The 24,385-nt window shown below is 47.4% G+C and carries 24 protein-coding genes and 1 other annotated feature (1 of these 25 cut by a window edge); of the genes, 23 read left to right on the forward strand and 1 reads right to left on the reverse strand.

What is annotated here, in order from left to right; translation table 11 throughout:
• Positions 1-17 precede the first annotated feature (17 nt).
• The 14 genes from J2S00_RS09820 (at position 18) to J2S00_RS09885 (ending at position 15,598) form a co-directional block, all read left to right on the forward strand.
• Entirely contained in the window at positions 18-1,544 is a 1,527-nt protein-coding gene (locus tag J2S00_RS09820; RefSeq protein WP_307338849.1) for a UDP-N-acetylmuramoyl-L-alanyl-D-glutamate--2,6-diaminopimelate ligase, read from the forward strand.
• 16 nt (positions 1,545-1,560) lie between these two features.
• On the forward strand, positions 1,561-2,520 hold the full coding sequence (mraY, locus tag J2S00_RS09825) for a phospho-N-acetylmuramoyl-pentapeptide-transferase (RefSeq protein ID WP_307338851.1): 960 nt from the start codon (positions 1,561-1,563) through the stop codon (positions 2,518-2,520).
• A complete protein-coding gene (gene murD, locus J2S00_RS09830) occupies positions 2,520-3,872 on the forward strand; it encodes a UDP-N-acetylmuramoyl-L-alanine--D-glutamate ligase (RefSeq protein WP_307338854.1) in 1,353 nt (450 codons plus the stop codon). The genes mraY and murD overlap by 1 nt, the downstream gene beginning before the upstream one ends.
• A 41-nt stretch (positions 3,873-3,913) precedes the next feature.
• The gene (gene spoVE, locus J2S00_RS09835; RefSeq protein ID WP_307338857.1) at positions 3,914-5,005 is read left to right on the forward strand and encodes a stage V sporulation protein E; all 1,092 of its coding nucleotides are present in this window, start codon (positions 3,914-3,916) and stop codon (positions 5,003-5,005) included.
• 14 nt (positions 5,006-5,019) lie between these two features.
• Entirely contained in the window at positions 5,020-6,132 is a 1,113-nt protein-coding gene (gene murG, locus J2S00_RS09840; RefSeq protein ID WP_307338860.1) for an undecaprenyldiphospho-muramoylpentapeptide beta-N-acetylglucosaminyltransferase, read from the forward strand.
• Between the two features lie 75 nt (positions 6,133-6,207).
• On the forward strand, positions 6,208-7,116 hold the full coding sequence (gene murB / locus J2S00_RS09845; protein WP_307338863.1) for a UDP-N-acetylmuramate dehydrogenase: 909 nt from the start codon (positions 6,208-6,210) through the stop codon (positions 7,114-7,116).
• A gap of 163 nt (positions 7,117-7,279) precedes the next feature.
• On the forward strand, positions 7,280-8,092 hold the full coding sequence (locus tag J2S00_RS09850) for a cell division protein FtsQ/DivIB (protein WP_307338866.1): 813 nt from the start codon (positions 7,280-7,282) through the stop codon (positions 8,090-8,092).
• Positions 8,070-8,795 (forward strand): DUF881 domain-containing protein, encoded by a 726-nt coding sequence (locus tag J2S00_RS09855; RefSeq protein ID WP_307338869.1) that lies wholly within the window; start codon positions 8,070-8,072, stop codon positions 8,793-8,795. The genes J2S00_RS09850 and J2S00_RS09855 overlap by 23 nt, the downstream gene beginning before the upstream one ends.
• Positions 8,796-9,515 (forward strand): DUF881 domain-containing protein, encoded by a 720-nt coding sequence (locus tag J2S00_RS09860; protein WP_307338872.1) that lies wholly within the window; start codon positions 8,796-8,798, stop codon positions 9,513-9,515.
• Positions 9,512-9,865 carry a small basic family protein gene (locus J2S00_RS09865; RefSeq protein ID WP_307338875.1) on the forward strand — a complete coding sequence of 118 codons (354 nt, stop codon included), beginning with the start codon at positions 9,512-9,514 and terminating at the stop codon, positions 9,863-9,865. Before J2S00_RS09860 ends, J2S00_RS09865 begins: the two co-directional genes overlap by 4 nt.
• Before the next feature lie 179 nt (positions 9,866-10,044).
• Entirely contained in the window at positions 10,045-11,316 is a 1,272-nt protein-coding gene (gene ftsA, locus J2S00_RS09870; protein WP_307338878.1) for a cell division protein FtsA, read from the forward strand.
• A gap of 50 nt (positions 11,317-11,366) precedes the next feature.
• On the forward strand, positions 11,367-12,488 hold the full coding sequence (gene ftsZ, locus J2S00_RS09875) for a cell division protein FtsZ (protein WP_307338881.1): 1,122 nt from the start codon (positions 11,367-11,369) through the stop codon (positions 12,486-12,488).
• A 165-nt stretch (positions 12,489-12,653) separates the two neighbouring features.
• Complete coding sequence (gene asnB / locus J2S00_RS09880) at positions 12,654-14,498, forward strand: asparagine synthase (glutamine-hydrolyzing) (RefSeq protein WP_307338885.1); 1,845 nt, start codon at positions 12,654-12,656, stop codon at positions 14,496-14,498.
• A gap of 14 nt (positions 14,499-14,512) precedes the next feature.
• Entirely contained in the window at positions 14,513-15,598 is a 1,086-nt protein-coding gene (locus tag J2S00_RS09885) for a hypothetical protein (RefSeq protein WP_307338889.1), read from the forward strand.
• A 96-nt stretch (positions 15,599-15,694) separates the two neighbouring features.
• Here J2S00_RS09885 and argS read toward each other — a convergent pair whose 3' ends face one another.
• Complete coding sequence (argS, locus tag J2S00_RS09890) at positions 15,695-17,395, reverse strand: arginine--tRNA ligase (protein WP_370875860.1); 1,701 nt, start codon at positions 17,393-17,395, stop codon at positions 15,695-15,697.
• 308 nt (positions 17,396-17,703) lie between these two features.
• Here argS and spoIIGA point away from each other — a divergent pair, with 308 nt between their 5' ends.
• The 9 genes from spoIIGA (at position 17,704) to J2S00_RS09935 (ending at position 24,089) form a co-directional block, all read left to right on the forward strand.
• A complete protein-coding gene (gene spoIIGA, locus J2S00_RS09895) occupies positions 17,704-18,654 on the forward strand; it encodes a sigma-E processing peptidase SpoIIGA (protein ID WP_307338895.1) in 951 nt (316 codons plus the stop codon).
• Positions 18,648-19,373 carry an RNA polymerase sporulation sigma factor SigE gene (sigE, locus tag J2S00_RS09900; protein ID WP_307338898.1) on the forward strand — a complete coding sequence of 242 codons (726 nt, stop codon included), beginning with the start codon at positions 18,648-18,650 and terminating at the stop codon, positions 19,371-19,373. The genes spoIIGA and sigE overlap by 7 nt, the downstream gene beginning before the upstream one ends.
• Before the next feature lie 94 nt (positions 19,374-19,467).
• The gene (sigG, locus tag J2S00_RS09905; protein ID WP_307338901.1) at positions 19,468-20,253 is read left to right on the forward strand and encodes an RNA polymerase sporulation sigma factor SigG; all 786 of its coding nucleotides are present in this window, start codon (positions 19,468-19,470) and stop codon (positions 20,251-20,253) included.
• Between the two features lie 149 nt (positions 20,254-20,402).
• Positions 20,403-20,720 carry a YlmC/YmxH family sporulation protein gene (locus tag J2S00_RS09910; protein ID WP_307338973.1) on the forward strand — a complete coding sequence of 106 codons (318 nt, stop codon included), beginning with the start codon at positions 20,403-20,405 and terminating at the stop codon, positions 20,718-20,720.
• A gap of 102 nt (positions 20,721-20,822) precedes the next feature.
• Positions 20,823-21,662, forward strand: a complete 840-nt coding sequence (pgeF, locus tag J2S00_RS09915) for a peptidoglycan editing factor PgeF (RefSeq protein ID WP_307338904.1) — start codon at positions 20,823-20,825, stop codon at positions 21,660-21,662.
• 17 nt (positions 21,663-21,679) lie between these two features.
• Complete coding sequence (locus tag J2S00_RS09920; RefSeq protein WP_307338907.1) at positions 21,680-22,360, forward strand: YggS family pyridoxal phosphate-dependent enzyme; 681 nt, start codon at positions 21,680-21,682, stop codon at positions 22,358-22,360.
• 88 nt (positions 22,361-22,448) lie between these two features.
• Complete coding sequence (locus tag J2S00_RS09925) at positions 22,449-22,715, forward strand: YggT family protein (RefSeq protein WP_307338909.1); 267 nt, start codon at positions 22,449-22,451, stop codon at positions 22,713-22,715.
• Positions 22,716-22,725: 10 nt separating this feature from the next.
• Positions 22,726-23,499 carry a YlmH family RNA-binding protein gene (locus tag J2S00_RS09930; protein ID WP_307338911.1) on the forward strand — a complete coding sequence of 258 codons (774 nt, stop codon included), beginning with the start codon at positions 22,726-22,728 and terminating at the stop codon, positions 23,497-23,499.
• Between the two features lie 89 nt (positions 23,500-23,588).
• Complete coding sequence (locus J2S00_RS09935; protein ID WP_307338914.1) at positions 23,589-24,089, forward strand: DivIVA domain-containing protein; 501 nt, start codon at positions 23,589-23,591, stop codon at positions 24,087-24,089.
• 150 nt (positions 24,090-24,239) lie between these two features.
• Positions 24,240-24,385: a binding site (T-box leader), on the forward strand; it runs 125 nt beyond the window's last position.

Genomic DNA, 24,385 nt, shown 5'->3' on the forward strand with positions numbered 1-24,385 from the left:
GATCTGGAGTGAAACAGATGCAACTTCATAAGCTCATACAAGACTTGATTCCATACCAAGTACACATCCATGCTCATCACCACGAGAGCGATCAGTCTGGTGATGGGCATCTCCCATGTATAGAGATTTCCTCCATTGAACTTGATTCCAGGCAGGTGACACCCGGAAGTTTGTTTGTCTGCATCCCCGGCTTTAGAGTGGATGGACATCAATTTGCCCGGCAAGCCGTAGAACAGGGGGCTCGAGCCATATTGGCCCAGAAGCCCCTTGACGTGCCTGTTCCGGTAATTGTAGTGCCTGATACACGACGGGCATTGGCTTATGTGGCCAACTGTTTTTACGGTTTTCCTACTCAAAAGTTGCGCCTGATCGGTGTGACCGGAACGAATGGCAAAACAACGGTCACCTATCTGATTGAAAAAATGTTGGAAGATCAGGGACTGAAAACAGGTCGTATCGGGACCATTAATATGAAGATCGGCAACCGTGTACAGGAAGTGAAAAATACAACGCCAGAGTCCCTTCATTTGCAGCAAGCGTTCCATGATATGCTGGAAGCGAGCTGCTCCCATGCGGTGATAGAGGTCTCCTCCCATGCCTTAGATATGGGCCGGGTCCGGGGATGTAATTTTGGTGTGGCCATCTTTACCAATCTCACCCAAGATCATTTGGATTATCACCAGAGCATGGAACAATACAAGCAGGCCAAAGGCTTATTGTTTTCTCAACTAGGCAATGGCATTTCCGAAGGGGATTTGAAATATGCTATTTTAAATGCAGATGATTCCGCTTCTGATTACTATATGAAAATTACACCTGCTCAAGTGTTGACCTACGGTATCCACAGTGAACAGGCGGATATCAAGGCTTCGGACATTGCCCTGAGTCCCCAGGGGGTCAGGTTTACCGTTTACTATGGGACACAACAAGAGAAGTTTGATGTGCCTTTAGTGGGTATGTTTAATGTGTACAATGTGTTAGCTGCTGTGGGAGCCGGGATTGTGGAAGGTCTCAGTTTATCCCAGATTCGAGAAAGCCTCAGCAAGATAGAATGCATTCCTGGCCGGATGGAGACTGTTGAGGCAGGACAGGACTTTACCGTCATTGTCGATTACGCCCACACCCCTGACAGTCTGGCCAATGTTTTGTCAACGGCCCGCCAGTTGGCCCAAAAAAGATTAATTTGTGTCGTAGGTTGCGGGGGAGACCGTGACCGGGGAAAACGTCCTTTAATGGCTCAAATGGCGGTTAAGTATGCTGATTTAACGGTTTTAACTTCAGATAATCCCCGTTCCGAAGATCCACAAGCGATTATTAATGATATGGAAAAGGGGTTAATTGACACCAATGTGTCACAGACTAAATATACCTCCATCGTTGACCGGAGAGAGGCAATACATTGGGCCATCAACCAGGCTGAACAGAATGATGTGATTATCATCGCCGGGAAAGGTCATGAAACATATCAGGAAATCAAGGGACAGCGCTACCACTTTGATGACCGGGAAGTGGCCAGAGAAGTCCTTGCCTCATTAAAGTTATGAGAAGGAGGATGGGGATGTGTTCAATGTCATCTTACTGACTATTGTTGCTTCATTTGCCATCGTGCTGTTATCTGCGCCCTTGTTTATCCCTGTCTTGCGCCGCCTTAAGTTTGGGCAGAGCATTCGGGATGAAGGACCGAAGTCCCATCAGAAAAAGTCGGGCACACCCACGATGGGCGGTATCATTATCTTATTGGCGCTCTCATTGACTGTGTTTAAATTTTCCAATTATACCCTGGAGTTTTACCTGCTTGTCTTGGTTACTTTGGGATATGGCCTGATTGGATTTTTTGATGACTTTATTAAAATCTATTTCAAGCGCAACCTGGGGCTGACAGCCAAACAAAAACTGCTGGGGCAGATCCTGATTGCCGTTACGTTTTGTTACTTTTTGTATACGATTGGGCACTCCACCGCTGTCTACATCCCTGGCACTGTTTATGGTTTTGACCTCGGTTGGCTGTACTTCCCGTTTGTCGTCATTATGCTCGTTGGCGCGTCCAATGCCGTCAACTTAACCGACGGCCTGGACGGCCTTTTGTCCGGAACAGCCGCCATTGCTTTTGGTGCTTACGCATTGTTGGCAGCCCGTTATTCTGAGCCGGAAATCGCTATTTTTAGCGCGGCTGTCGTTGGGGCTGTACTCGGTTTCCTTGTTTATAACGCTCATCCTGCCAAAGTGTTCATGGGTGACACAGGTTCACTGGCTTTAGGCGGGGCCATTGCCAGTGTGGCCATCTTGACTAAGACAGAACTGCTGTTGGTGATTATTGGTGGTGTCTTTGTCATTGAGGCCCTGTCGGTCATGTTGCAGGTGGCTTCGTTTAAGCTGCGCGGCAAACGTATTTTCCGCATGAGCCCCATTCATCACCACTTTGAACTGGGGGGCTGGTCAGAGTGGAAAGTAGTTGTTGTTTTCTGGCTGGTGGGCTTTTGTCTGGCAGGAATAGGGATTTATCTAGAGGTGTTTGCCTAATGAAAAATAAACATGTTTTGGTACTGGGTTTGGCCAAGAGCGGTTTTGCCGTGGCCAAACTTTTGGTGCGTTATGGCGCGATTGTGACTGTGAACGAAAAAAAACCACGTCAGCAATGTGAGGGCGTGGCTGAATTGGAAGAACTGGGTGTTAAGGTGGTGTGCGGTTCACACCCCCTTTCCCTTTTGGAGCAGCCCATTGATCTGATTGTGAAAAATCCCGGCATTCCGTACTGCAATCCGTTGCTGCAGGAAGCCGGCCGCAAAAAGATTCCCATTGTCACTGAGGTGGAAGTGGGTTATTTGCTGACCCGGGCCCCCATTATCGGGATTACCGGTTCGAATGGTAAAACGACGACCACGACGCTCATTTATGAAATGCTCAAAGGGAGTGAACGTTCCCCTCTTATTGCCGGTAACATTGGCACAGTCTTTTGTGAAGTGGCCGCCCAGGCAGGAGAGGATCAGTGGCTGGTCACCGAGCTGTCCAGTTTTCAGCTGTTGGGCACCATGCAGTTTCACCCTAAAATCGGTGTGCTGCTCAACATCTTTGATGCCCATCTGGACTACCATGGCAGCAAACAGGCCTATATTGAAGCCAAAGCGAAACTGTTTGCTCATCAAACGCCCGCTGATCTTGCCGTATTTAATTTGGACCAGGAGGAAACAAGACGGGTAGCTGAAGAGGTCAGAGCGCAGATCGCCTGGTTCAGCATGCACGGCCGTCCGGAGCGAGGCGCTTACCTGGATGGGAGGCGCATCAAGGTTTCCAATCAGAGAGGCGAAGTGACTGACATTTTGGCCATTGATGAGCTGAAATTACCCGGGGCACACAACCTGGAAAATGTATTGGCTGCCGTAACGGTCAGTTTGGAGGCAGGGGCCAAAGTGGAGCGGGTCAGAGAGGTTTTACGCACCTTTACTGGTGTGGCTCACCGTTTGCAATTTGTGCGTGAACTGCATGGTGTCCGTTATTATAATGACTCTAAAGCAACCAATGCTCTGGCCACCAAAAAGGCGATTGAAGCCTTTCCGGGATCAGTGGTGCTGATCGCCGGGGGGCTGGACCGAGGTGATGATTATCATGAGCTGGAAGACGTTTTTCAATCCAATCTTAAGGCGCTGATCGTTTATGGACAAGTTGCTCAAAAGTTGGCCGAAGTAGGTCACAGGGCAGGGGTAAAACACGTTAATCGTGTCGATAATGTAATAGAAGCGGTGAACAGAGCCTACCAGGTCGCCGAGCAGGGTGACACGGTACTCCTCTCTCCAGCAGCGGCAAGTTGGGATCAATTTTCATCATTTGAGGAGCGGGGAGACATGTTTACCGACTGTGTGCATATGCTTAGATAAGAGCGGACTTGCTCACAATCTAGCGATATGAGGTGTTCCCCTTGCCAAAAATACGCTCTACTCCGGACTTTCTCATTGTCTTTTGTACATTGGCCTTGCTGAGCATTGGGATTATCATGGTATATAGCTCAAGTGCCGTGCTTTCTTTCCATAAATTCGGCGATTATTTGTATTATGCCAAGCGCCAGTTTTTATTTGCCGGACTGGGCATTGTGGCCATGTTCATCATGATGAATGTGGATTACTGGATTTGGCGCCGGTGGGCCAAAGTTGGCCTTTTGGTCTGTTTTGTATTGCTCGTGCTGGTTCTGATCATTGGCGTGGAGCGAAATGGTTCCAAAAGCTGGATCGGCATCGGTGCTTTTTCCATTCAACCCTCGGAATTTATTAAAATTTGGATGATTATCTTTTTGGCCAAATACTTGGCTGAGCATCAAAAATACTTGGTTTATTTTACGAAAGGCTTGCTTCCCCCTTTAGGCTTGGTCGGGGTGGCCTTTGGTCTGATCATGCTGCAGCCTGACTTGGGGACTGGTGCCGTCATGGTCGGCACGGCCGTTGTGATGCTGTATATCGCCGGAACAAGACTGACTCATCTTTTTGCTCTGGGCATGGTGGGAGTGGCTGGACTAGTGGCCCTTATTCTGGCTGCTCCATACCGGATCAAGCGCATTACAGGATTCCTCGATCCCTGGCAGGACCCTTTAGGGGCGGGTTATCAAATCATACAGTCCCTGTACGCCATCGGCCCCGGGGGATTGATGGGCTTAGGACTGGGTATGAGCCGGCAGAAGTTTTATTATCTTCCCGAGCCCCAAACCGACTTTATCTTCTCCATTTTGGCTGAAGAACTGGGGTTTTTGGGCGGAGCCACTGTACTTTGTCTGTTTGCCCTGTTGTTGTGGCGCGGCATGCGGGTGGCCATTTGTGCCCCTGATTTGTACGGCAATTTGTTGGCTGCAGGCATTGTGGCCATGATCGCCATCCAGGTGATTATTAATGTGGGTGTTGTCACCGGGATGTTCCCTGTGACAGGCATTACATTGCCGCTCTTAAGCTACGGCGGCTCCTCGCTGACGTTAATGTTAACCGCTATCGGTCTGTTGCTTAATGTGTCCAGATATGCTAAATAACGTAGGTGATAGAGATGAAAGTGATAGTATCTGGGGGAGGCACAGGCGGGCATATCTATCCCGCACTCAGCATTATCAACGAAATCCGTAAACATGAACCGGACTCTCAATTTCTTTATGTTGGTACGGCAAACGGGTTGGAAGCTGATATTGTGCAAAAGACGGAGATCCCGTTTAAAACAATTGAGATTTCAGGTTTCAAACGCAAACTATCTCTACATAATATTAAAACAGTGTACCGCTTCCTGAGAAGTACCTCCATATCCAAACAGATGATCAAAGCGTTTCAACCTGACATTGTCATAGGAACTGGCGGCTATGTATGCGGACCTGTTGTCTATGCCGCCAGCCGCTTAAACGTGCCGACCTTGATTCATGAGCAGAACGTGATTCCTGGCTTAGCCAATGCCTTTTTGAGCCGCTATGCCTCTGCCGTTGCCGTTTCGTTTGAGGGCTCTCTTAAACACTTCCGCCGAGACAATTTGTATGTGACCGGCAATCCACGGGCATCAGAAGTGGCTCAGGCGGACGGGAAAAAAGGGCGGGAGTCCCTGGGGATCCCCTCCCATAAAAAAGTGGTGCTTGTTGTCGGTGGCAGCAGGGGGGCTGAGGCCATTAACCGGGCCTTTGTGGAGATGGTCAGTAAAATCCGGGAGATGCCCGGCTGCCACTTCGTTTATGTGACCGGCCAGGTTCACTACAATCAGGTTGAAGACCAGCTGAAAACCCAGCGGCAAGGCTTAACTAACTTAACAGTAAAGCCTTTTATCTACAATATGCCGGATGTACTGGCCGGGACAGACCTGATCGTCAACCGGGCTGGAGCTTCCTTTCTGGCCGAAATTACGGCTTTGGGACTGCCGTCCATTCTGATTCCTTCACCTTATGTGACCAATAATCATCAGGAGAAAAATGCCCGCTGGCTGGAAAAAGAAGGAGCCAGTCAAGTGATATTGGAAAGAGAATTAACAGGTGAACGTTTATGGCATAGCTTGCGTGAACTGCTTGACAATGAGCCAGCGTTGGCTAAAATGAGGGAAGCGTCGTTGAAACTAGGCAAGCCAGAGGCTGCCAGTCAAATCTACCAGTTAATCAAACAGTTGACAGCAGATCATGTGTCACCATAGGCATCTGCCCGGCATAAATTAGTAACAGGCGTGAGCAGATGACCCCGAGATGCATTCAGTTGTAGGAGGTTGCCAATGAATGAATTAGCACAACGCTTAAATAAGGCAAATGTGGGGAAAGTGTGGTTAAATGAACCGTTAAAACATCATACCACTTTGAAAATAGGCGGACCGGCGGATATTCTCATTCAACCGAAGGACAAAGAGGGATTGATCACTGCTGTTAACATTACCAAAGAACATGGGATACCCTACCGTGTCATTGGGCGCGGATCAAATCTCCTTGTCAGGGATGGTGGTATACGCGGTGCTGTTATAAAAGTAGGGGAAGGCCTGGACTACCTGCTTGTTGAAGATGATAAGGTGACCGCCGGTGCCGGGTTTTCATTTATTAAGCTGGCCACGATGATTGCGAAACAGGGCTTGAGCGGCTTGGAGTTTGCAGGCGGTATTCCCGGCACAGTGGGTGGAGCGGTGTACATGAATGCAGGGGCTCACGGGTCAGATGTTTCACGCGTCTTGCTTTCAGCTCAAATCCTGTTTGACGACGGTGAGCTTGCGACCTTAAGCAATGAAGAACTCAATTTTTCTTACCGTACCTCGGTCCTGCAAAAGGAGCGTAAAGGTATTTGTCTGGAGGCAACATTCCAACTAGAAAAAGGTGACCGGGAAGAGATTATGAAGATCATGTCTCAAAACAAGGATTACCGCAAACAAACACAACCGCTCCAGCAACCATGTTGCGGCAGTGTTTTTCGTAATCCAAAACCTTATTCAGCAGGTCGCCTGATCGAAGAGGCGGGTTTAAAAGGGTTTCGCATTGGGGATGCACAAATTTCCACAAAGCATGCCAATTTTATAGTAAATCTAGGAAATGCGACGGCCAGAGACGTTTTAGCCCTAATCGAACATATTCAGCAAACGATTGCCGAAAAATACGGTGTGCACATGCATCCTGAAGTAGAGGTTGTCGGTGAGTGGTAAGGCACATTAATCATCCGCGGTCAGGGCAAGGTGTGGCTATTGTCCAGTTTTAACCATCCTGATATAATAGAAAAAGATCGATAGAGTACCAGAAGAAAGAAAACGGCATGTGATATGCCGTTTTTTTACCGGCTCACTTTGCTTGAATGGATGGGGAAACGAGATGAGTGGACAGAAAGTGATTGTGGATGAACGAATCCCTAAATTAAAGGAGTTTAGACGCCAGAGAGCCAATCGGCAATTTATCTTGCTGGCCATCCTTTTTTTTATGGTTATCTTGATTGTGATTTATTTTCAATCACCATTGTCACGCCTTGGCTCAATTGGTGTTGAGAACAACCAGCTTGTTGAGCGGGAGCGTCTCTTGGAGCAGGCTGAACTAAAGGAAGGTATGTCCTATTTTGACTTCCGGACGGAGGAAGTGGCCGACAAGCTGGCCTCCTTGCCGGAAATTAAAGAGGCTACTGTTCAAAGAGAGTTGCCCAACCGGTTGCACATTACGGTTGAAGAGCACCCTGTGGTGGCTTTTTGGCTGCAGGATGAGAGCTTGTTTCCGGTTCTTGCCAACGGTCATATTTTAGACAAGCCTTGGGAAGGAGAGCGGATTGCACAGCCCATTTTAAACGGCTGGCCCCATCAAGAGGGGGTGACTGAATTAAGTCGGGAACTGGAAAAACTATCACCTGCGGTGACTGACCTGATCTCAGAGATTGTACTCACCCCTGCCGCGAGCGACCCTTATCGTTTAACACTGTACATGGTGGATGGCTACGAGGTGAGAACAACCATACGCCAGTTTAGTCAACAGATGAGTTGGTACCCTCATATTCGTGAAGAGTTGAGAGAAGATAACCAGCATGGAGGAACGATTTATTTGTTGGATGGAACGTGGGCTGAAAGTCCACTCAGTGAGGAAGCAGGTGAGACAGAAGGCGGGATAGAAGGGATGGAAGATGAAGAAGAGCAAAACCATTAAGGTGACGCGCCTCCATTTGCTGTTAACTGTGGTGTTGTTATGTGCAGGGTATTTATTGGCCTATTCTTACAATTACACCAAAGAGTTTGGTCAAGAGCAGGCCGACGTTTCCCAGTCAATGACTCAGTGGGAAATTGAAGATCAATTGCGGGAGAAACTGATCCAAGCCCAAAAAGAAAATATGCAGCTTGAAGAACGCTTAACGGAATTGCAACACTTAGTGAGTGAAAAGGAGGAACAGATGTCCCTGCTGGAGAATGAACTAGAGGGCACCTATATTGAGCTGGAGTCTTACCGTCTCTTAGCAGGGCTCTTGGAAGCTAAGGGGCCCGGTGTGATTGTGACTTTGGAAGACAAGGACTATATAGGGGAAACAGGTGATCCCGACGATTATATTGTTCATGAACAGGATGTCCGCGGCGTCATCAACGAATTGTTTGCTGCAGGGGCAGAGGGAGTTAGTATTAACGGTCAGCGTTTTGTGCATACGACAGCTATTCGTTGTGTCGGTCCGACGATTATTGTCAATGGCGTTAAGTCAGCTGCGCCGTTTGAGATTGCAGCTGTTGGTGACCCTGAAGTTCTGTATCGGGCTTTGCATCTTCCCGGGGGCTACGTGGAACTGCTTCAGTCCTGGGGCATCACCGTGAAGGTAGAGAAGCAGGATGAGATCATTTTACCGGCGTTTATAGGAGAGTTGTAAATGAACCAGGATCGTAAGGTGATTTTAACCTTTACATTTGTCTGCTTTATTTTAGGATTGATGCTGGCCGTGCAGTATGCTTCCACTGCCCTTCCCGAGGAAAGGGAAACACGAGGGTTAAATGATCTGCGCTTGGAGTTGCAAAAAGAACGGGAGCGGACGCAAGCGTTGATCAGTGAAATAGGGTCATATCATGAACTGTTGCACCGTTATGACAAATCTCTTGACCAAGACCAGGATCCCCTAGAGATCATGGAGAAAGAACGCTTAAGGTTAAGGCAAATGATTGGCTTGGAAGAGGTGCAGGGAGAAGGATTTATTATCCGCATTGAACAGAGGGAACTCGACCCTCTGGAAGAGTATGAATTTGACCCGTTTATCTATGATGAAGATTTACGCCTCATTGTCAATGAGTTAAATGCTTACGGCGCACAAGCGATAGCCATCAACGGTGAGCGCATTATCGCCACCTCAGCGATCCGCAATGTCCAAAATCAGATCTTGATCAATACCCGCCCGGTCGCCCCTCCGTATGAAATTAAGGTTATCGGTGATCCATCCACACTGATTCCGGCTCTGAGACTGGCTGGCCTGGAAGAATACTTTGACATTGTCAGTCATAATGTCTCCTTTGAAGAAAAAGAACGTCTGACCGTTCCTGCCTACGCCCAGCGGATTGATTTTCAATATTTACAGCCTGTCAAGGAGGACAACAGATGAAGTGGCTTCCTGTTCTTGGATTATTGGTTGGTATTTTGCTTGGCCTGTCTTCAGATTTGACCGTTCCCCCCGCATATGCGAACTACTTGTCCATTGCGGTCTTGGCCGTCTTGGATACGCTTTTTGGCGGTTTAAGGTCCTATCTTCAATCAACATTTGATATTGAAGTTTTTGTTTCCGGCTTTTTCTTTAATACCCTTCTGGCGGTGGGCTTAGCCTTTTTAGGGGTTCATCTTGGCATTGATCTTTATTTAGCCGCCATTTTTGCCTTTGGCGTGCGCCTGTTTAACAACATCGCCGTCATTCGCCGCATCTTGCTGAACAAACGTGCAGGGAAACCCTCCGTTTAACCTTCAAAAATTGTTTTAAAAAATAGAGAAAAAAGTGTGAATAAAAAAAGGGAAACGGCTAAAGATGTTGAATTTAAATGTATATGAACTGAATCTATGATAAAATGATGATATATTGTCCGAGGCTGTTGGACATTGAAAACAGCTCAGCGTCATCATGTCAGAGGAGGTGCCACAGCATGAATAGCAACGGTTACATAGTCAGTTTAGATATAGGGACATCCCTGGTGCGGGTTGTCATCGGAGAATTGGCCAACAACACGATTAATATCGTTGGTGTTGGCACCAGTCATTCAGAAGGGATTAAGAAAGGTTCCATTGTTGATATAGATCTTACCGTTCAATCCATTCGCCAAGCTGTAGATAATGCTGAAAGAATGGTAAGTTTATCTATACAAGAGGTATTTGTGGGTATGGCAGGCAATCATATCCAGCTTCAGCCCAGCAAAGGGGTGGTGGCTGTCTCCAGCCCTGACCGGGAAATTGGGGAAGAAGATATCATCCGTGTCATTGATGCTTCCAAGGTGATGGCCCTCCCTCCAGAGCGGGAAATTATCGATGTGGTCCCCAAACAGTTTATTGTCGATGGTCTGGAAGAGATTACGGATCCCCGCGGCATGATCGGTGTCCGTCTGGAAATGGAAGGCACCATTATCACGGGATCAAAAACGGCTATACATAACCTTGTCCGCTGTATCGAGCGGGCAGGCTTGTCTGTGGCGGGGATCTTCTTACAGCCTTTGGCCACCAGTACGATTGCCCTGTCCAAGGATGAAAAAGCGTTGGGGATTGCCCTGGTTGACATTGGGGCCGGCCAAATGACCGTTTCCGTCTTTGAGCAAGGCACACTGATGAACACCGTGGTGATCCCTGTCGGCGGTGAATATATCACCAATGATATTGCCATAGGTTTAAAAACGCAAAGTGATGTGGCTGAACAAGTAAAAGTAAAACATGGTTGTGCCTTGATTGATGAAGCTTTGGAAGATGAAACATTTTCCGTGCCTCGCATCGGCAGCGATACCTATAAAGAATTTAGTCAAGTAGATCTGGCCCATATTATTGAGCCTCGTTTGGTAGAAATGTTTGAACTGGTTCAAAAAGAGGTTAAACGGATGGGTTACACTGAAGTCCCTGGAGGATATGTGTTAACAGGTGGTGTGACGGCCATGCCGGGTGTGCTTGAATTGGCCAAGGATGTTTTCCAAAACTCCGTCCGTATCGCTGTCCCCGATTACATCGGGGTGAGAGAGCCCCATTATACGGCTGCGGTGGGGATTATTAAATACGCGCTGCAAAACATGCGCCAACCTGAAAAAGAAATGGCTGCCGCAGTTCCTTCCAAGTCCAAAGGGCGGCCAGCAGCTGCTGAGCCTCAGCCAACGACGCGGTCAGCCTCCAAACAAACGGTGAGGGAAAAGGTCAGAAGTTGGTTTAAGGAGTTCATTTAAGGTGATCATTTTAAAGTCTAAAGTGGGACAAGTTAGGGGGAGCAATTGTCATGTTAGAGTTTGATATGGAAACACAACAATTGGCACGCATAAAAGTGATTGGGGTAGGCGGTGGCGGCAGCAATGCTGTCAACCGTATGATTGAGAGCGGTGTGCAAGGTGTGGAATTTATTACGGTGAATACCGATGCCCAAGCTTTGCAATTATCCAAAGCGGAACACCGTTTGCAAATCGGTGCCAAACTGACGCGGGGTTTAGGTGCAGGCGCCAATCCGGAAGTGGGTAAAAAAGCTGCTGAAGAAAGCCGGGAACAAATAGAAAATGTCCTTAAAGGAGCGGATATGGTCTTTGTCACCGCAGGAATGGGCGGTGGCACAGGTACCGGTGCTGCTCCTGTGATTGCAGAGGTAGCTAAGGAATTGGGTGCTTTGACTGTAGGTGTGGTCACTCGCCCGTTTACCTTTGAGGGGCGTCGTCGTTCGGTGCATGCCAATCAAGGCATTGAAAATTTGAAAGAGAAAGTTGACACATTAATTGTGATTCCCAATGACCGTTTGTTGGAAATCGTAGATAAAAACACACCCATGTTAGAGGCGTTCAGAGAGGCAGACAATGTATTACGGCAGGGCGTACAGGGTATTTCTGACCTGATTGCCGTACCGGGCCTGATCAATCTTGACTTTGCTGATGTGAAGACGATCATGACGGAGAAAGGTTCTGCACTGATGGGCATCGGCGTGGCTTCCGGTGAAAACCGTGCCGTTGAGGCAGCCAAAAAAGCCACTTGTTCACCCCTTCTGGAATCTTCCATTGAAGGAGCTAAAGGTGTCCTGATGAACATTACAGGGGGGACCAACCTGTCTCTCTATGAAGTGAACGAAGCGGCCGATATTGTGGCTGCTTCATCTGACGCCGAAGTGAACATGATTTTCGGTGCCGTAATCAATGAAGAACTGAAAGATGAAATTGTGGTTACTGTGATTGCTACCGGTTTTGATGAGGAGGTACAAGCGAACCGTGCCCAAAGCAGTTTGTCAAAACCGCGGATGCCAATGAACGGTTCTACAAACCGTTCTGAACCTAAAGAAGATATCAGTGCAGTTAATTCTAACTATAATGAAAATGATCTTGATATTCCCACTTTCTTGCGCAATCGCAACCGGCGCCGCTAACTGAGTGGATCCTGACTAAGTGGAACGATCATGAGGAAACAAAGTATGGGGCTGTCCAAAAGGTCATGAACTTTTTGGCAGCCCCATTTTACATGTAGTGAACATAATCGAGCTGTGTTGAATAGGCTAATATGGGCGAACACCTATGATGAGGAGCTGATCATATTGTGTGGCATTACAGGATGGGTGAAATGGAAGGAGCCAATGGCCAAGCACCGCTCCTTAATTAATACAATGGCACGAACACTGACTAAACGAGGTCCGGATGAGATTAATATTTGGACGAATGAACATGTGGCCTTTGGACATACCCGTTTAATTGTCGTTGATCCCAGGGGTGGAAGGCAACCCATGCATTTTCGGGCCGGGGAGCAATGTTGGACCATTGTTTATAACGGAGAATTGTACAATACAGACAAACTACGGTCAGAACTTGAACAGGAAGGTATACCGTTTAATTCCCATTCAGATACTGAAGTACTCCTTAAAGCCTATGCTTGCTGGGGTCCATCATGTGTAGAAAAATTAAATGGCATCTATGCTTTTGCCATTTGGAATCACCATGAGTATAGCTTATTTATGGCCAGAGACAGGCTGGGGGTTAAGCCATTGTTTTATACGGAAAAAAACGGCTCATTTCTCTTTGCCTCTGAACTGAAAGCATTGCTGGCCCATCCGGACGTGAAGGCAGAGGTTGACCGGGAAGGACTGGCGGAAGTATTGGGCTTAGGTCCTTCGCGCACACCCGGTCACGGCATTTTTAAAGGCATCTCTGAGTTGCGCCCTGCCCACGTCCTGATATGGAAACCGGAAGGGTACAAGATTTACCGTTATTGGCAAGTGAACAGCCATCCCCATACTGATAACTTAAACGAAACAGCAGATCACGTGTGCCAGTTGGTCGTTGATGCCGTCAAACGCCAATTGGTGGCCGATGTCCCCGTGTGTACTTTTTTATCGGGAGGAGTGGACTCCAGCGCCATCTCTGCTATCGCAGCCCAACAAATCCATAAACAGTTCAATGCACCATTAGAAACCTACTCTATTGATTATGTGGGCAATGAACAATTTTTTGAAGCCAATGACTACCAGCCCAATGCCGACAGTCCTTATGTGGAATTGATGTCCCGTTCTATTGGTTCTGTACATCATAATCTGGTCATTGGGCCCAGGCAACTGGTTGAAGGATTACAGGAAGCCGTTATCGTTCGTGACCAGCCTGGCATGGCCGACGTTGATTCCTCATTGCTCTGGTTTTGCAAAGAGATCAAAAAGCAAGCGACTGTTGCGTTGTCAGGCGAATGTGCCGATGAAATCTTTGGTGGCTACCCCTGGTTTCAGCGTCAGGAATTGCTGGAGAAAGACACCTTTCCCTGGATGGCTTCCATCCAAGAACGGGAAAAGATGCTTAAACCAGAGTGGAGAGAGAAGCTGCGTCTTGCCAAGTATGTCAGAGAACGGTATGAAGAAACCATAACAGAAGTGCCTGTTCTGGAAGGGGAAGAGGGAGTCGATAAACGAAGAAGAGAGTTGTTTTATCTGAATATGGTCTGGTTTATGACAACATTGCTTGACCGCAAGGACCGGATGAGCATGGGTGCCAGCTTGGAAGTTCGCGTCCCTTTTGCGGACCACCGTTTGGTTGAGTATGTATGGAACATTCCCTGGGAACTGAAAATGCTAAACGGCCGGGAAAAAGGTCTGTTGCGCAAGGCCCTTGAAGGTTTGCTGCCTGAGGAAGTATTATACCGTAAAAAAAGCCCGTATCCTAAGACATTCCATCCTGAGTACACCCGGCTGGTGCGAGAGCAGCTGCTTTCTATCGTAGAATCTGGTCAATCCCCTATGTTTGAGGTGATTGACCGTGATGCGTTAAGGACGCTGGCCGAGTCCGGAGGGAAGTCGTTCAGGCGGCCTTGGTTTGGCCAGTTAATGACCGGCCCCCAGGTGATGGCTTATTTTATACAGCTTGATATTTGGTTCCGCGAGTATAACGTTAATCTGATTTAGGGAGCTGAGAACATATGACAACGAGGGAAAAACATTATTTTGCTCACGGTCACACAGCAGAGGGGTATGTTTCATTTTATCCCTCCCTGATCAAGGAGTTAAAACACCGCTATTTGTTAAACGGGGCACCGGGAACGGGGAAATCATGGCTGTTACGTCAGTTAGGACAACAAGCGCTCCACAGAGGTTATGGTGTTGAATTTATCCACTCTGCATTGGTCAGAGAGGAAATAGACGGGGTGATCATCCCTGCCTTACAAACAGCAGTCATTGATGCCACCCGTCCTCATCATTTTGATCCTGTGTATCCCGTTGTGATTGATCAAGTTATTAATTTGAATGAGGGCATTGATGCTGGCAAATTAAAAGGGCAAACGGACAAAATTATTGATCTGGTGGACCAGCAGGAGGAGGCTTTCAAACGGGCTTACGACCATTTTTGCCAGGCCAAACAATTCCATTTGCAAAAGGAGGCTTTGTATGCTGAAGGATTTGATAAATCCCGTGCCAATGAAGTGACCAATGAGCTGATCAGTCGGTTCCTTTCCCAGGTTAAAGGGGAAAACGGTCGCGAGCGGCACATGTTCTTTGGGGCGGCTACGGCGGAGGGGGTTGTCCATTTTATTGATGAGCTGACAGAAGGGCTCCATGTACGAGTCATTGTTAAAGGGCGTCCGGGCTCAGGAAAATCGACGATGCTGAAAAAACTTGTCCAGAAAGCAGAAGAGCTTGCCTTAGAAACGGAAGTGTATCATTGCGGCTTTGATCCTAACAGTTTAGATATGATTTACTGGCCTCAATTGAAGGTGGCCATTGTAGATGGAACAGCGCCCCACGAGCTGGAGCCTGTCCGCCACGAGGATGAAATCCTGGATATGTATGCCCTTTGTTTCAGCAAGGATATTGACCAACTTTACGCCAAGGAATTGGCTGAACTGGATCACAAATATAAAGCTCAAACCAAGCAGGGGGTGGCTTGGTTAAGAGAAGCCAAACAATACAGGGATGAATTAAGGAGTCACTATCAGCAGGTGATGGATGAGGAGTTTGTCCAGCAAAAACTGGAATGGCTGGTGCGTACCATTTTTAGAGACCAATAAACTGATTAAAGCCCTTGGCTCCTCATAGGCCAAGGGCTTTGACGTCATGGTGAGGCCAGTCAAGCTTTACGGCTGTGGACTAGAGTGCAAGCAGAGTTAAATTTCCTCAGGCGCTTCAATGGTCAGCATGGACAAGCCGTGTTTCAAGACAAGGGCCATTTTTTTGCATAAGGCCAGTTTGGCTATTTGTTCATTCTGATCATCGACGAAAATACGCTCTTCAGCATAGAAACGGTTAAATAATTGGCACAGATCCAAGAGATATTTGGCGATCTGGGAAGGATCATCTTTTTTGACCGTTTCCACCAAAACGGACGGATACTGATACAAGGTATAGATGATCTCCCAGGTTAAGGGTTGTTCATATACAGCGTGTGTAACAGGCTCAATCTTGAGGTCTCCGGCACGGCGCAACAGGCTGGAGATCCGGGCGTGGGTGTACTGGACATAGGGTCCTGTTTTTCCTTCAAAATTGAATGCTTCATCCCATTTAAAATTGACCTCGCGGGTGCGATGCTGCTTCAGATCATTGAAGACAATGGCTCCAATCCCCACAGCTTTGGCGACTTCTTTTTTATTGGCCAGAGAAGGGTTCTTTTCGTTAATAATAACTTCTGCCTTCTTAATCGCTTGCTCCAACACTTCGTGCAGCAACACGCCTTTTCCTTTGCGGGTAGAGCCGATTTCCCCTTCGATTTTCATCACACCGAATTCAATGTGATGGCAGCGCCGGGCAAACTCATAGCCCATTCGTTCCAGAACACCGAACACTTGCTGGAAGTGGAGGGACTGACGCTGATCCACTACATACAAGATTTTTTCGGGGTTAAAGCGCTCATAACGATACAGGGCGGCCGCAATGTCTCTGGTGGCATAAATGGAAGCACCGTCACTCTTTTTAATGATACAGGGGGGAATCTGCTTGTCTTCCAGGCGGACGATCAGAGCCCCTTCGCTCTCTTCCAGCAGCCCTTTTTCTTCAAGCTCGGCCAGCACTTTCTCCATTTTCTCTCCGTAATAACTTTCACCCAGGTAGTGGTCAAAGCTCACGCCAAGCAAACGGTAAATCTTTTCAAATTCTTTTAAACTCTCGTCTTTAAACCATTGCCACAGGCGGACCGCCTGTTCATCCCCGTCCTCCAGCTTCTTAAACCAGCGGCGACCTTCCTCTTCAAGGGAAGGATCTTTTTCGGCTTCCTCATGGAACTTAACATACAGATGAATCAGCTCGGACAGGGGGTCGGCTTTAATTTTTTCATCATTGCCCCACTTGAAATAGGCGGCTAAGAGCTTGCCAAACTGGGTTCCCCAGTCCCCCAGGTGATTCATGCGTTCCACTTGGTAGCCCAGGGCGGCATAAGTATTGGCCAAAGCCTGGCCAATCATGGTGGAGCGAATATGGTACAGCTTAAAGTGCTTGGCAATATTGGGGGAAGAATATTCTACCACGACGGTTTTGCCGGCCCCGATTTGGTAATCAGCCAGCTGATCAGCGACGGTTGAAGCAAGCAATTCTTTGGCCAGCTGCCCGCGGTCAAAAAAGAAGTTCAGATAGGGTCCCATAGCCTCTGCCTTGGCAAAGCCAGCTGCGGCAAGTTCTTCTGTGGGCAGCTTGTCAGCCAGTTCTCCGGCGATGAGAGCCGGTGATTTTCTAAACTGTTTGGCCAGTTGGAAGCAAGGAAAGGCAAGATCTCCCTGCTCTCTGGAAGGGGGCGTTTCCACCAGGGAGAGAATGTGGTCTTCCTCTAGATCAAGGAGCGGTTTCAATAATTTGACGACTTGATTTTTCATCTTTATGCGTCCTCCTAAACTTTAAAACCCCTCGCCTGAGTAAAGGCAAGAGGTTGCATCATCAGTTATGTACGGCACTAAGGGGTTCGCTACATATTATACTGAACTCCTGAGGCCAAAATCAAGTCCATTTGTGGATTAGTTGTTCTAAACCGGGCGCCTGAAGCATAAATTACTTAATGTTCAAAGAATGTTCGACAGCAATTGTCGCTCTGTTTTGCTAAAAATAGTGCAAAGGTGATGGCAAATTTCAACAGCTTTTGAAAATAGATTAGGCTATACTGTTTCCAGCCTGTTTTTAAGGGAGCCTGGATATGTATCTCTATCTCGACCTGATCTGGTTGCTCAATTTTTGCATTGACTATTTACTGCTGTGGTTAACGGCTGTTTTTCGGAAAATGGAATGTAAAAAATGGAGACTAGCCCTGGCCTCGTTTATCGGCTCAAGTTATGTCCTGTTTTTGTTTATTCCTTCTTTACAAAGCTATTATACGTTGCTTATTAAATTATTATTATCCCTGGTGATAGTGTATGTTGCCTTTGGTTTCGGCAGTATACAGCGCTATGTGAAGTCCTTTTTCACCTTTTACTTTGTCTCGTTTGTCATTGGCGGCGGGCTTTTGGCTGTTCACTATGTGGCAGGCAGCAACCACCAAGTGCTGCAGGGCATGGTGGCCACCCAATCCAGTGGATACGGGGATTTGGTATCCTGGTTATTTGTGGTGATCGGTTTTCCGCTCATGTACTGGTTCAGCCGCAGCCAATGGCAATCCATTGAGCGAACCAAGGTCAAGGAACGGGTGCTTGTTCAAGTTCAGGTGACGATCAATGGACAGCATGTCAGCTGTCAAGGACTGGTAGATACCGGCAATCAATTATATGAGCCGTTTAGCAAAAAGCCCGTGATGTTGATGGAGGCCAAGATATTGGAGGCAGTGGTACCAAGGGAGATTTTAGAAGCAGCCCGGCATGAGCAAGGAATAACTGACTGGGACCAGCTTCATCTTCCCGATCACTGGCTGGCCCGTTTGTCCCTGATTCCTTACCGGGGAGTGGGTCGGCAGATGGATTTGATGCTCACTTTTAAACCGGACGAGGTTGTCATCACCAGTTCAGACGGGACGTGGTCAACCAGGCAGGTGTTGATCGGTATCAATCAAGAACCATTGGCAACCGATGGCTTGTTTCAAGCTGTTGTTCATCCCGATCTTGTTCTCTCCAACGAAAAGAGTAGCACTCAGTACAGGGAGGCGATCAAATGCTGAAAACAAAACTTAAAATGACCTTGTTGCTATTTTGGTACCGATTGTTGTTATTGTTAGGCATTAAGACTGAAGAAATTTACTATATCGGCGGAAGCGAAGCATTGCCTCCGCCGTTAACCCGGGATGAAGAAGAGCATTTGTTATCCAAATTATCCACTGGTGACCGGGCCGTCCGGGCCATGCTGATTGAACGCAATTTGCGTCTGGTGGTGTACATTGCCCGCAAATTTGAAAATACAGGCATCTATATTGAAGACTTGATTAGCATCGGCACCATCGGTCTGATCAAGGCGGTTAACACCTTTGACCCGGAGAAAAAAATCAAGCTGGCCACGTACGCTTCCCGGTGCATTGAGAATGAAATATTAATGTTTTTGAGACGGAACAACAAAATCAGAACTGAGGTTTCCTTTGACGAACCCCTCAATGTGGATTGGGACGGCAATGAGCTTCTGCTGTCTGATGTGCTGGGTACGGACAGTGATACCATTCACCGCGGAATCGAAGAAGAAGTGGAAAAGAAAATGCTGCATAAGGCGCTGCACAAATTGTCCGAACGGGAAAAAACAATTATGGAATTGCGTTTTGGCCTGAGGGACGGAGAAGAGAAAACACAAAAAGACGTGGCTGATATGTTGGGGATTTCCCAATCCTATATTTCCAGGCTGGAAAAGCGCATCATCAAGCGCCTAAGGAAAGAGTTCAAAAAAATGATGTAAGAGAGACATTTTTCCCCTCGGTTAGTGAGTGCATAATTTTTCCCTCCTAGGAGATACTTAACATTAACTTAGCTCCACTAGGAGGGAACAGCCAATGAGCAGACACAAAGTTGAGATATGTGGAGTGGATACCTCTAAACTGCCTGTGCTCACCAACAAAGAAATGAGAGAACTTTTTAAACGGATGCAAAACGGGGATTATACAGCTCGTGAAAAGCTGGTGAACGGCAATTTGCGCCTGGTATTAAGTGTCATTCAGCGCTTTAACAATCGAGGGGAGTATGTTGATGATCTGTTTCAAGTCGGTTGTATAGGTTTAATGAAATCCATTGATAATTTTGATCTCAGTCAAAACGTGAAGTTTTCCACTTATGCTGTTCCGATGATTATTGGTGAAATTCGCCGCTATCTCCGTGACAACAATCCCATCCGCGTTTCCCGCTCCTTACGGGACATTGCTTACAAAGCTTTGCAGGTCAGGGACCAATTAACGAATGAACATTCCCGCGAACCAACCGTGCAGGAGATATCTGAAGTATTAAACGTCCCCAAGGAAGACGTGGTCTTTGCCTTAGATGCGATTCAGGACCCTGTCTCCCTGTTTGAGCCCATTTACCATGATGGAGGAGACCCTATTTTTGTCATGGACCAGATTAGTGACGACAAAAACAAAGATTATCAGTGGGTGGAGGAAATCGCTCTTAAAGAAGCGATGCGCCGGCTAAATGACAGGGAAAAAACGATTCTTTCCATGCGTTTTTTTGAAGGCAAAACTCAGATGGAAGTGGCCAATGAAATCGGTATCTCCCAGGCACAGGTCTCCCGTTTGGAAAAAGCAGCCATTGCCCAGATGCAAAAATATGTGCAGGTTCATCCCTAATGGGGTACAGGACCGGTCGCCCACCATTGAGAGGCTGATGAGGCCGCCAGTAATCACTCAATGAGGGGACGGCCGGCATTTTTTTGTGGACTTTTTTGTTTGAAGCACATATACATGTATTAATCAAGCTGAAATGGGTGGGGACACCGATGATCAAGATATCGGAGTTACAAACCAAAGACGTTGTCAATATTGTGGACGGAAAAAATCTAGGTACCATCTATGATTTGGAGATCAATTTGCAACAGGGGCACATTGATGCGATCGTTTGTCCCGGTCCTGGAAAGTTTTTCGGGTTGTTTTCCAATGGGCAGGATATTGTTATTCCTTGGCACAATATTGTGAAGATCGGTAGTGACGTCATTTTGGTGCGCTTGGATACATCCAGCTATCGCCTGGAGGAAGAAGGTGAGCAGAAGTCTTCCAGCACTGAGCCGCCTGTTTACCGCCCCTACTCTCAAGGCTGATTAGTGGGGGACAAGCGCTGCAGGAGGCAGGGGCTTGTTCTCCCTTATCTATTGAGCTTTTCACTCCGTTTCTATAAGATAAGGATAAAGGAGCGTGGCTGGATGAGCACAAGCGAGGTTTTGACACGATCTGCTGAGCACCTCTTGATTCCAACACAATGGTACAAAGACTACCCTTGGCTGATCGCCGGTTTTACCACCCGTAAACAAGGAGTGAGCCGGCTGCCTTTCGCCTCATTTAACTGCGCCCTCCATGTGGGCGATAATGAACAGGACGTCATGACTAACCGGCAGCGTTTGGTTGAGCGGCTGGGGATGAGCCTTGAGGATATGGTTTGTGGAGAACAAGTGCATGGTGCTGAACTTTACTATGTCAAGCCCGGTGATAAAGGGCGGGGCAGCCGCGGGAGCGACAGCGCCATTCCTGGTGTTGACGGCTTGTATACCGATTATCCTTCCATCCTTTTGACTTCATTTTATGCCGATTGTGTGCCATTATATTTAATAGATGTCAGGCTAAAAGTCGTTGGGCTGGCCCATGCCGGCTGGAGAGGAACGGTGGCCGAGATCGGTCCCAAAATGGTGAAGCGCTGGCAAGCACAGTTTGGCAGCCGTCCTGAAGAGATCAAGGTACTGATCGGACCTGCCATTGGCGGTTGCTGTTATGAAGTGGATGACCGGGTGATTAATGCTTTGGGGTCAATGATGCCCCGCTTAAGTGAGGGTGTGATCCGGGACAAAGAGGGCGGTAAATATATGCTTGATTTGAAACAGATTAATTATGACTTATTGATTCATACAGGGATCCCTGGGAGCAACATTGATATCTCTCAGTGGTGCACCAGTTGCCGTCCTGATCTGTTTTTCTCTTATCGTAAGGAGCAAGGACGAACGGGGCGCATGGCCAGCTTTATCGCCATTAGGCAAAAATCAGCACAGTAATGAGAGGAGGATGATCCTTGAGCATCTATGACCAGTGGCTGAAGGTTCGGGATAACATTGAGCGGGCCTGTGCCAGAAGCGGACGCAGCCCAGACGAGATTACGGTGGTGGCTGTGACAAAGTACATGTCTCCGGAGCAGATGCAAGAGGTGTTCAAAGCGGGGCTGGAACATATCGGTGAAAGCAAAGCACAAGATGCACTAGAGAAGTGGGAACAATTGGGTGATAAGGGAACATGGCACTTTATCGGCCATTTGCAATCGAACAAGGTCAAATATGTGATCGATAAATTCCGTTATATTCACTCTTTGGACAGGCTTTCTCTGGCCAGGGAGATTGAAAGAAGGGCCGCCCGGCATGGTGTGCGCATGCCTTGTTTTATCCAGGTCAATGTGTCAGGGGAAACCTCTAAACATGGTCTTCATCCGGATGAGGTAGAGCGGTTTGTGGAGCATTTGGCTGAGTTTAACCATATTGTTCCCATTGGCTTAATGACAATGGCCCCTTATGTGGAGGATCCTGAACAAACCAGGCCGGTGTTCAGCCGCTTAAAGGAATTGCAAATTCTTTTGCAGGACAGGAAGTACGACCATGCCCCCTTAACGGAATTGTCCATGGGAATGTCCAATGATTACCCCATTGCTGTGGAGGAAGGAGCTACTTATCTGCGGCTAGGTTCTTGTTTAATGGGCCGATAATCAGTATCCTATTATGGAGGGGCGCAACATACATAGTTTGACACAGGCCATTGAAACGGTGCAGCAGATTAAGAAATGAGGTGATGAAATGAAATCATTTTTGATTGAATTTGTTAACACTTTTTTCTTTATCTATACGTTGATGGTGTTTATTTACATTTTGATGTCCTGGATTCCCAATTTACGCCAGTCCGCTTTTGGTGAACTGCTGGGCAAATTTGTAGAACCGATTTTGGCCCCATTCCGCAAGATTATTCCGCCCCTGGGCTTTATCGATATTTCTCCCATTGTTGCTTTACTTGCTTTGCGTTTTGCCAACTATGGTGCAGTGGCTTTAATCGACATGTTGTTGTAAGGAGTTTGGCATGGAGCATCTCAAGCAGCATTTCCGCACTGAGGAGCGCCCTTTTGTGGAGCGGATCACAGAGTGGGCTGAGCTGGTCGGTGTGCGCCACCAGCCCCGTTTAACCCCTTTCTTAAATCCCAGGGAGCAGTTTATTATCCGCTCTGTTGTGGGCCACATCCCCGATGTGAGTGTGACATTGTGGGGCGGATATGATCAAGCTGAACGCAAGCGGGCGCTAATCATCCCCGCTTATTGGGACGCAGGTCATAAAGAATTTCAGCTCTCTTTGTTAGCCATAGAGCACAGCCAGGCAGGGGAAATCACCCATCGTGATGTCCTCGGTTCACTTTTAGGGCTGGGCATTAAACGGGAGGTTGTGGGAGATATATTAATCACCCCGGAGACCAAGCAGGTGATTGTGGTCAAAGAGATGGAAGAGTATATCCGTCTGTACTTAACCCAAATTGGACGTCAGCGGGTCAAAATAGAAAGAGTTGAATGGTCGGCTTTGTCTGTTCCTGATGAGACTTGGGATCAGCTGACCGCTGTTGTCAGCTCCCTGCGGTTGGATGTGATCGTTGCTGAGTGTATCCGCCTGTCACGGGCCAAAGCCATGCAACTGATCAAGTCGGGCAGAGTGAAGGTTAATTGGAAAACGGAAGATCACCCTGCGGAAACAGTCAGTGAGGGTGATACGATCTCCATCAAGGGTTTTGGTCGGTTTTTATTTAAAGAGATTGACAGAAAAACCCGTAAAGATAAATTTCGCATTTACCTTGGATTTAAAAAGTGATCAATGAGCAGGATTTTTGGATATTGTGTCGAATAAGGTTAAAAAGCGCCAAGAGTGAATACAAGTAAGAATTGAAGGAGGGGCAGGGCATGGGTTTAACGCCGTTGGACATTCATAATAAAGAGTTTAAGCGCGTGTTCCGCGGTTATGATGAAGATGAAGTGAATGAGTTTTTGGACTTGGTGATCAAGGAATTTGAAATTTTAATTCGCGAAAAAAAGGAATTGGAAGAAAAAGTGGCCGAAGCCAACGAAAAGCTGAGCCACTTTAGTAACATTGAAGAAAGTTTAAGTAAAACGATCATCGTTGCCCAGGAAACGGCAGATGAAGTGAAAGCCAATGCCAAAAAAGAGGCAGAGCTGATTATTAAGGAAGCAGAAAAAAATGCGGACCGCATTATCAATGAAGCGTTGTCCAAATCACGCAAAATTGCCATGGAAGTTGAGGAATTGAAAAAACAAGCGTCCATTTTCCGCACCCGTTTCCGCACCCTGTTGGAAGCGCAACTGGAGATGCTGGAGAATGACGATTGGGACAAGCTGGCCAAAAGTGATCTAAATGAAGTGGAAGAGCTGAGAGTATCCCGCTAATGTGCTCTGCTTAGCCCAAACTATGATGCAGCCGCCCAACTATGTCTTTCACACCGTTCCTTTCACAAACGGCTGAACTTTAAAAACGGGCTTGACGCGGGGTTTACTTATTCTTTATACTGCCTATAATAAAATATATATCAACAGAGCTGAACAACGATGAACAGGAGAGTAAATAACATCGTTTTCCCTAGCGAATCAGGGATGGTGGAAGCCTGATGAAAACGGGTTATTGAAGATCACCTGGGAGTTGGCACGCTGAATAGAGAGTAAGCGTGACCGGGATGATTCACCTT

It is taken from the genome of Caldalkalibacillus uzonensis, from assembly GCF_030814135.1.
GTDB lineage: Bacteria > Bacillota > Bacilli > Caldalkalibacillales > Caldalkalibacillaceae > Caldalkalibacillus > Caldalkalibacillus uzonensis.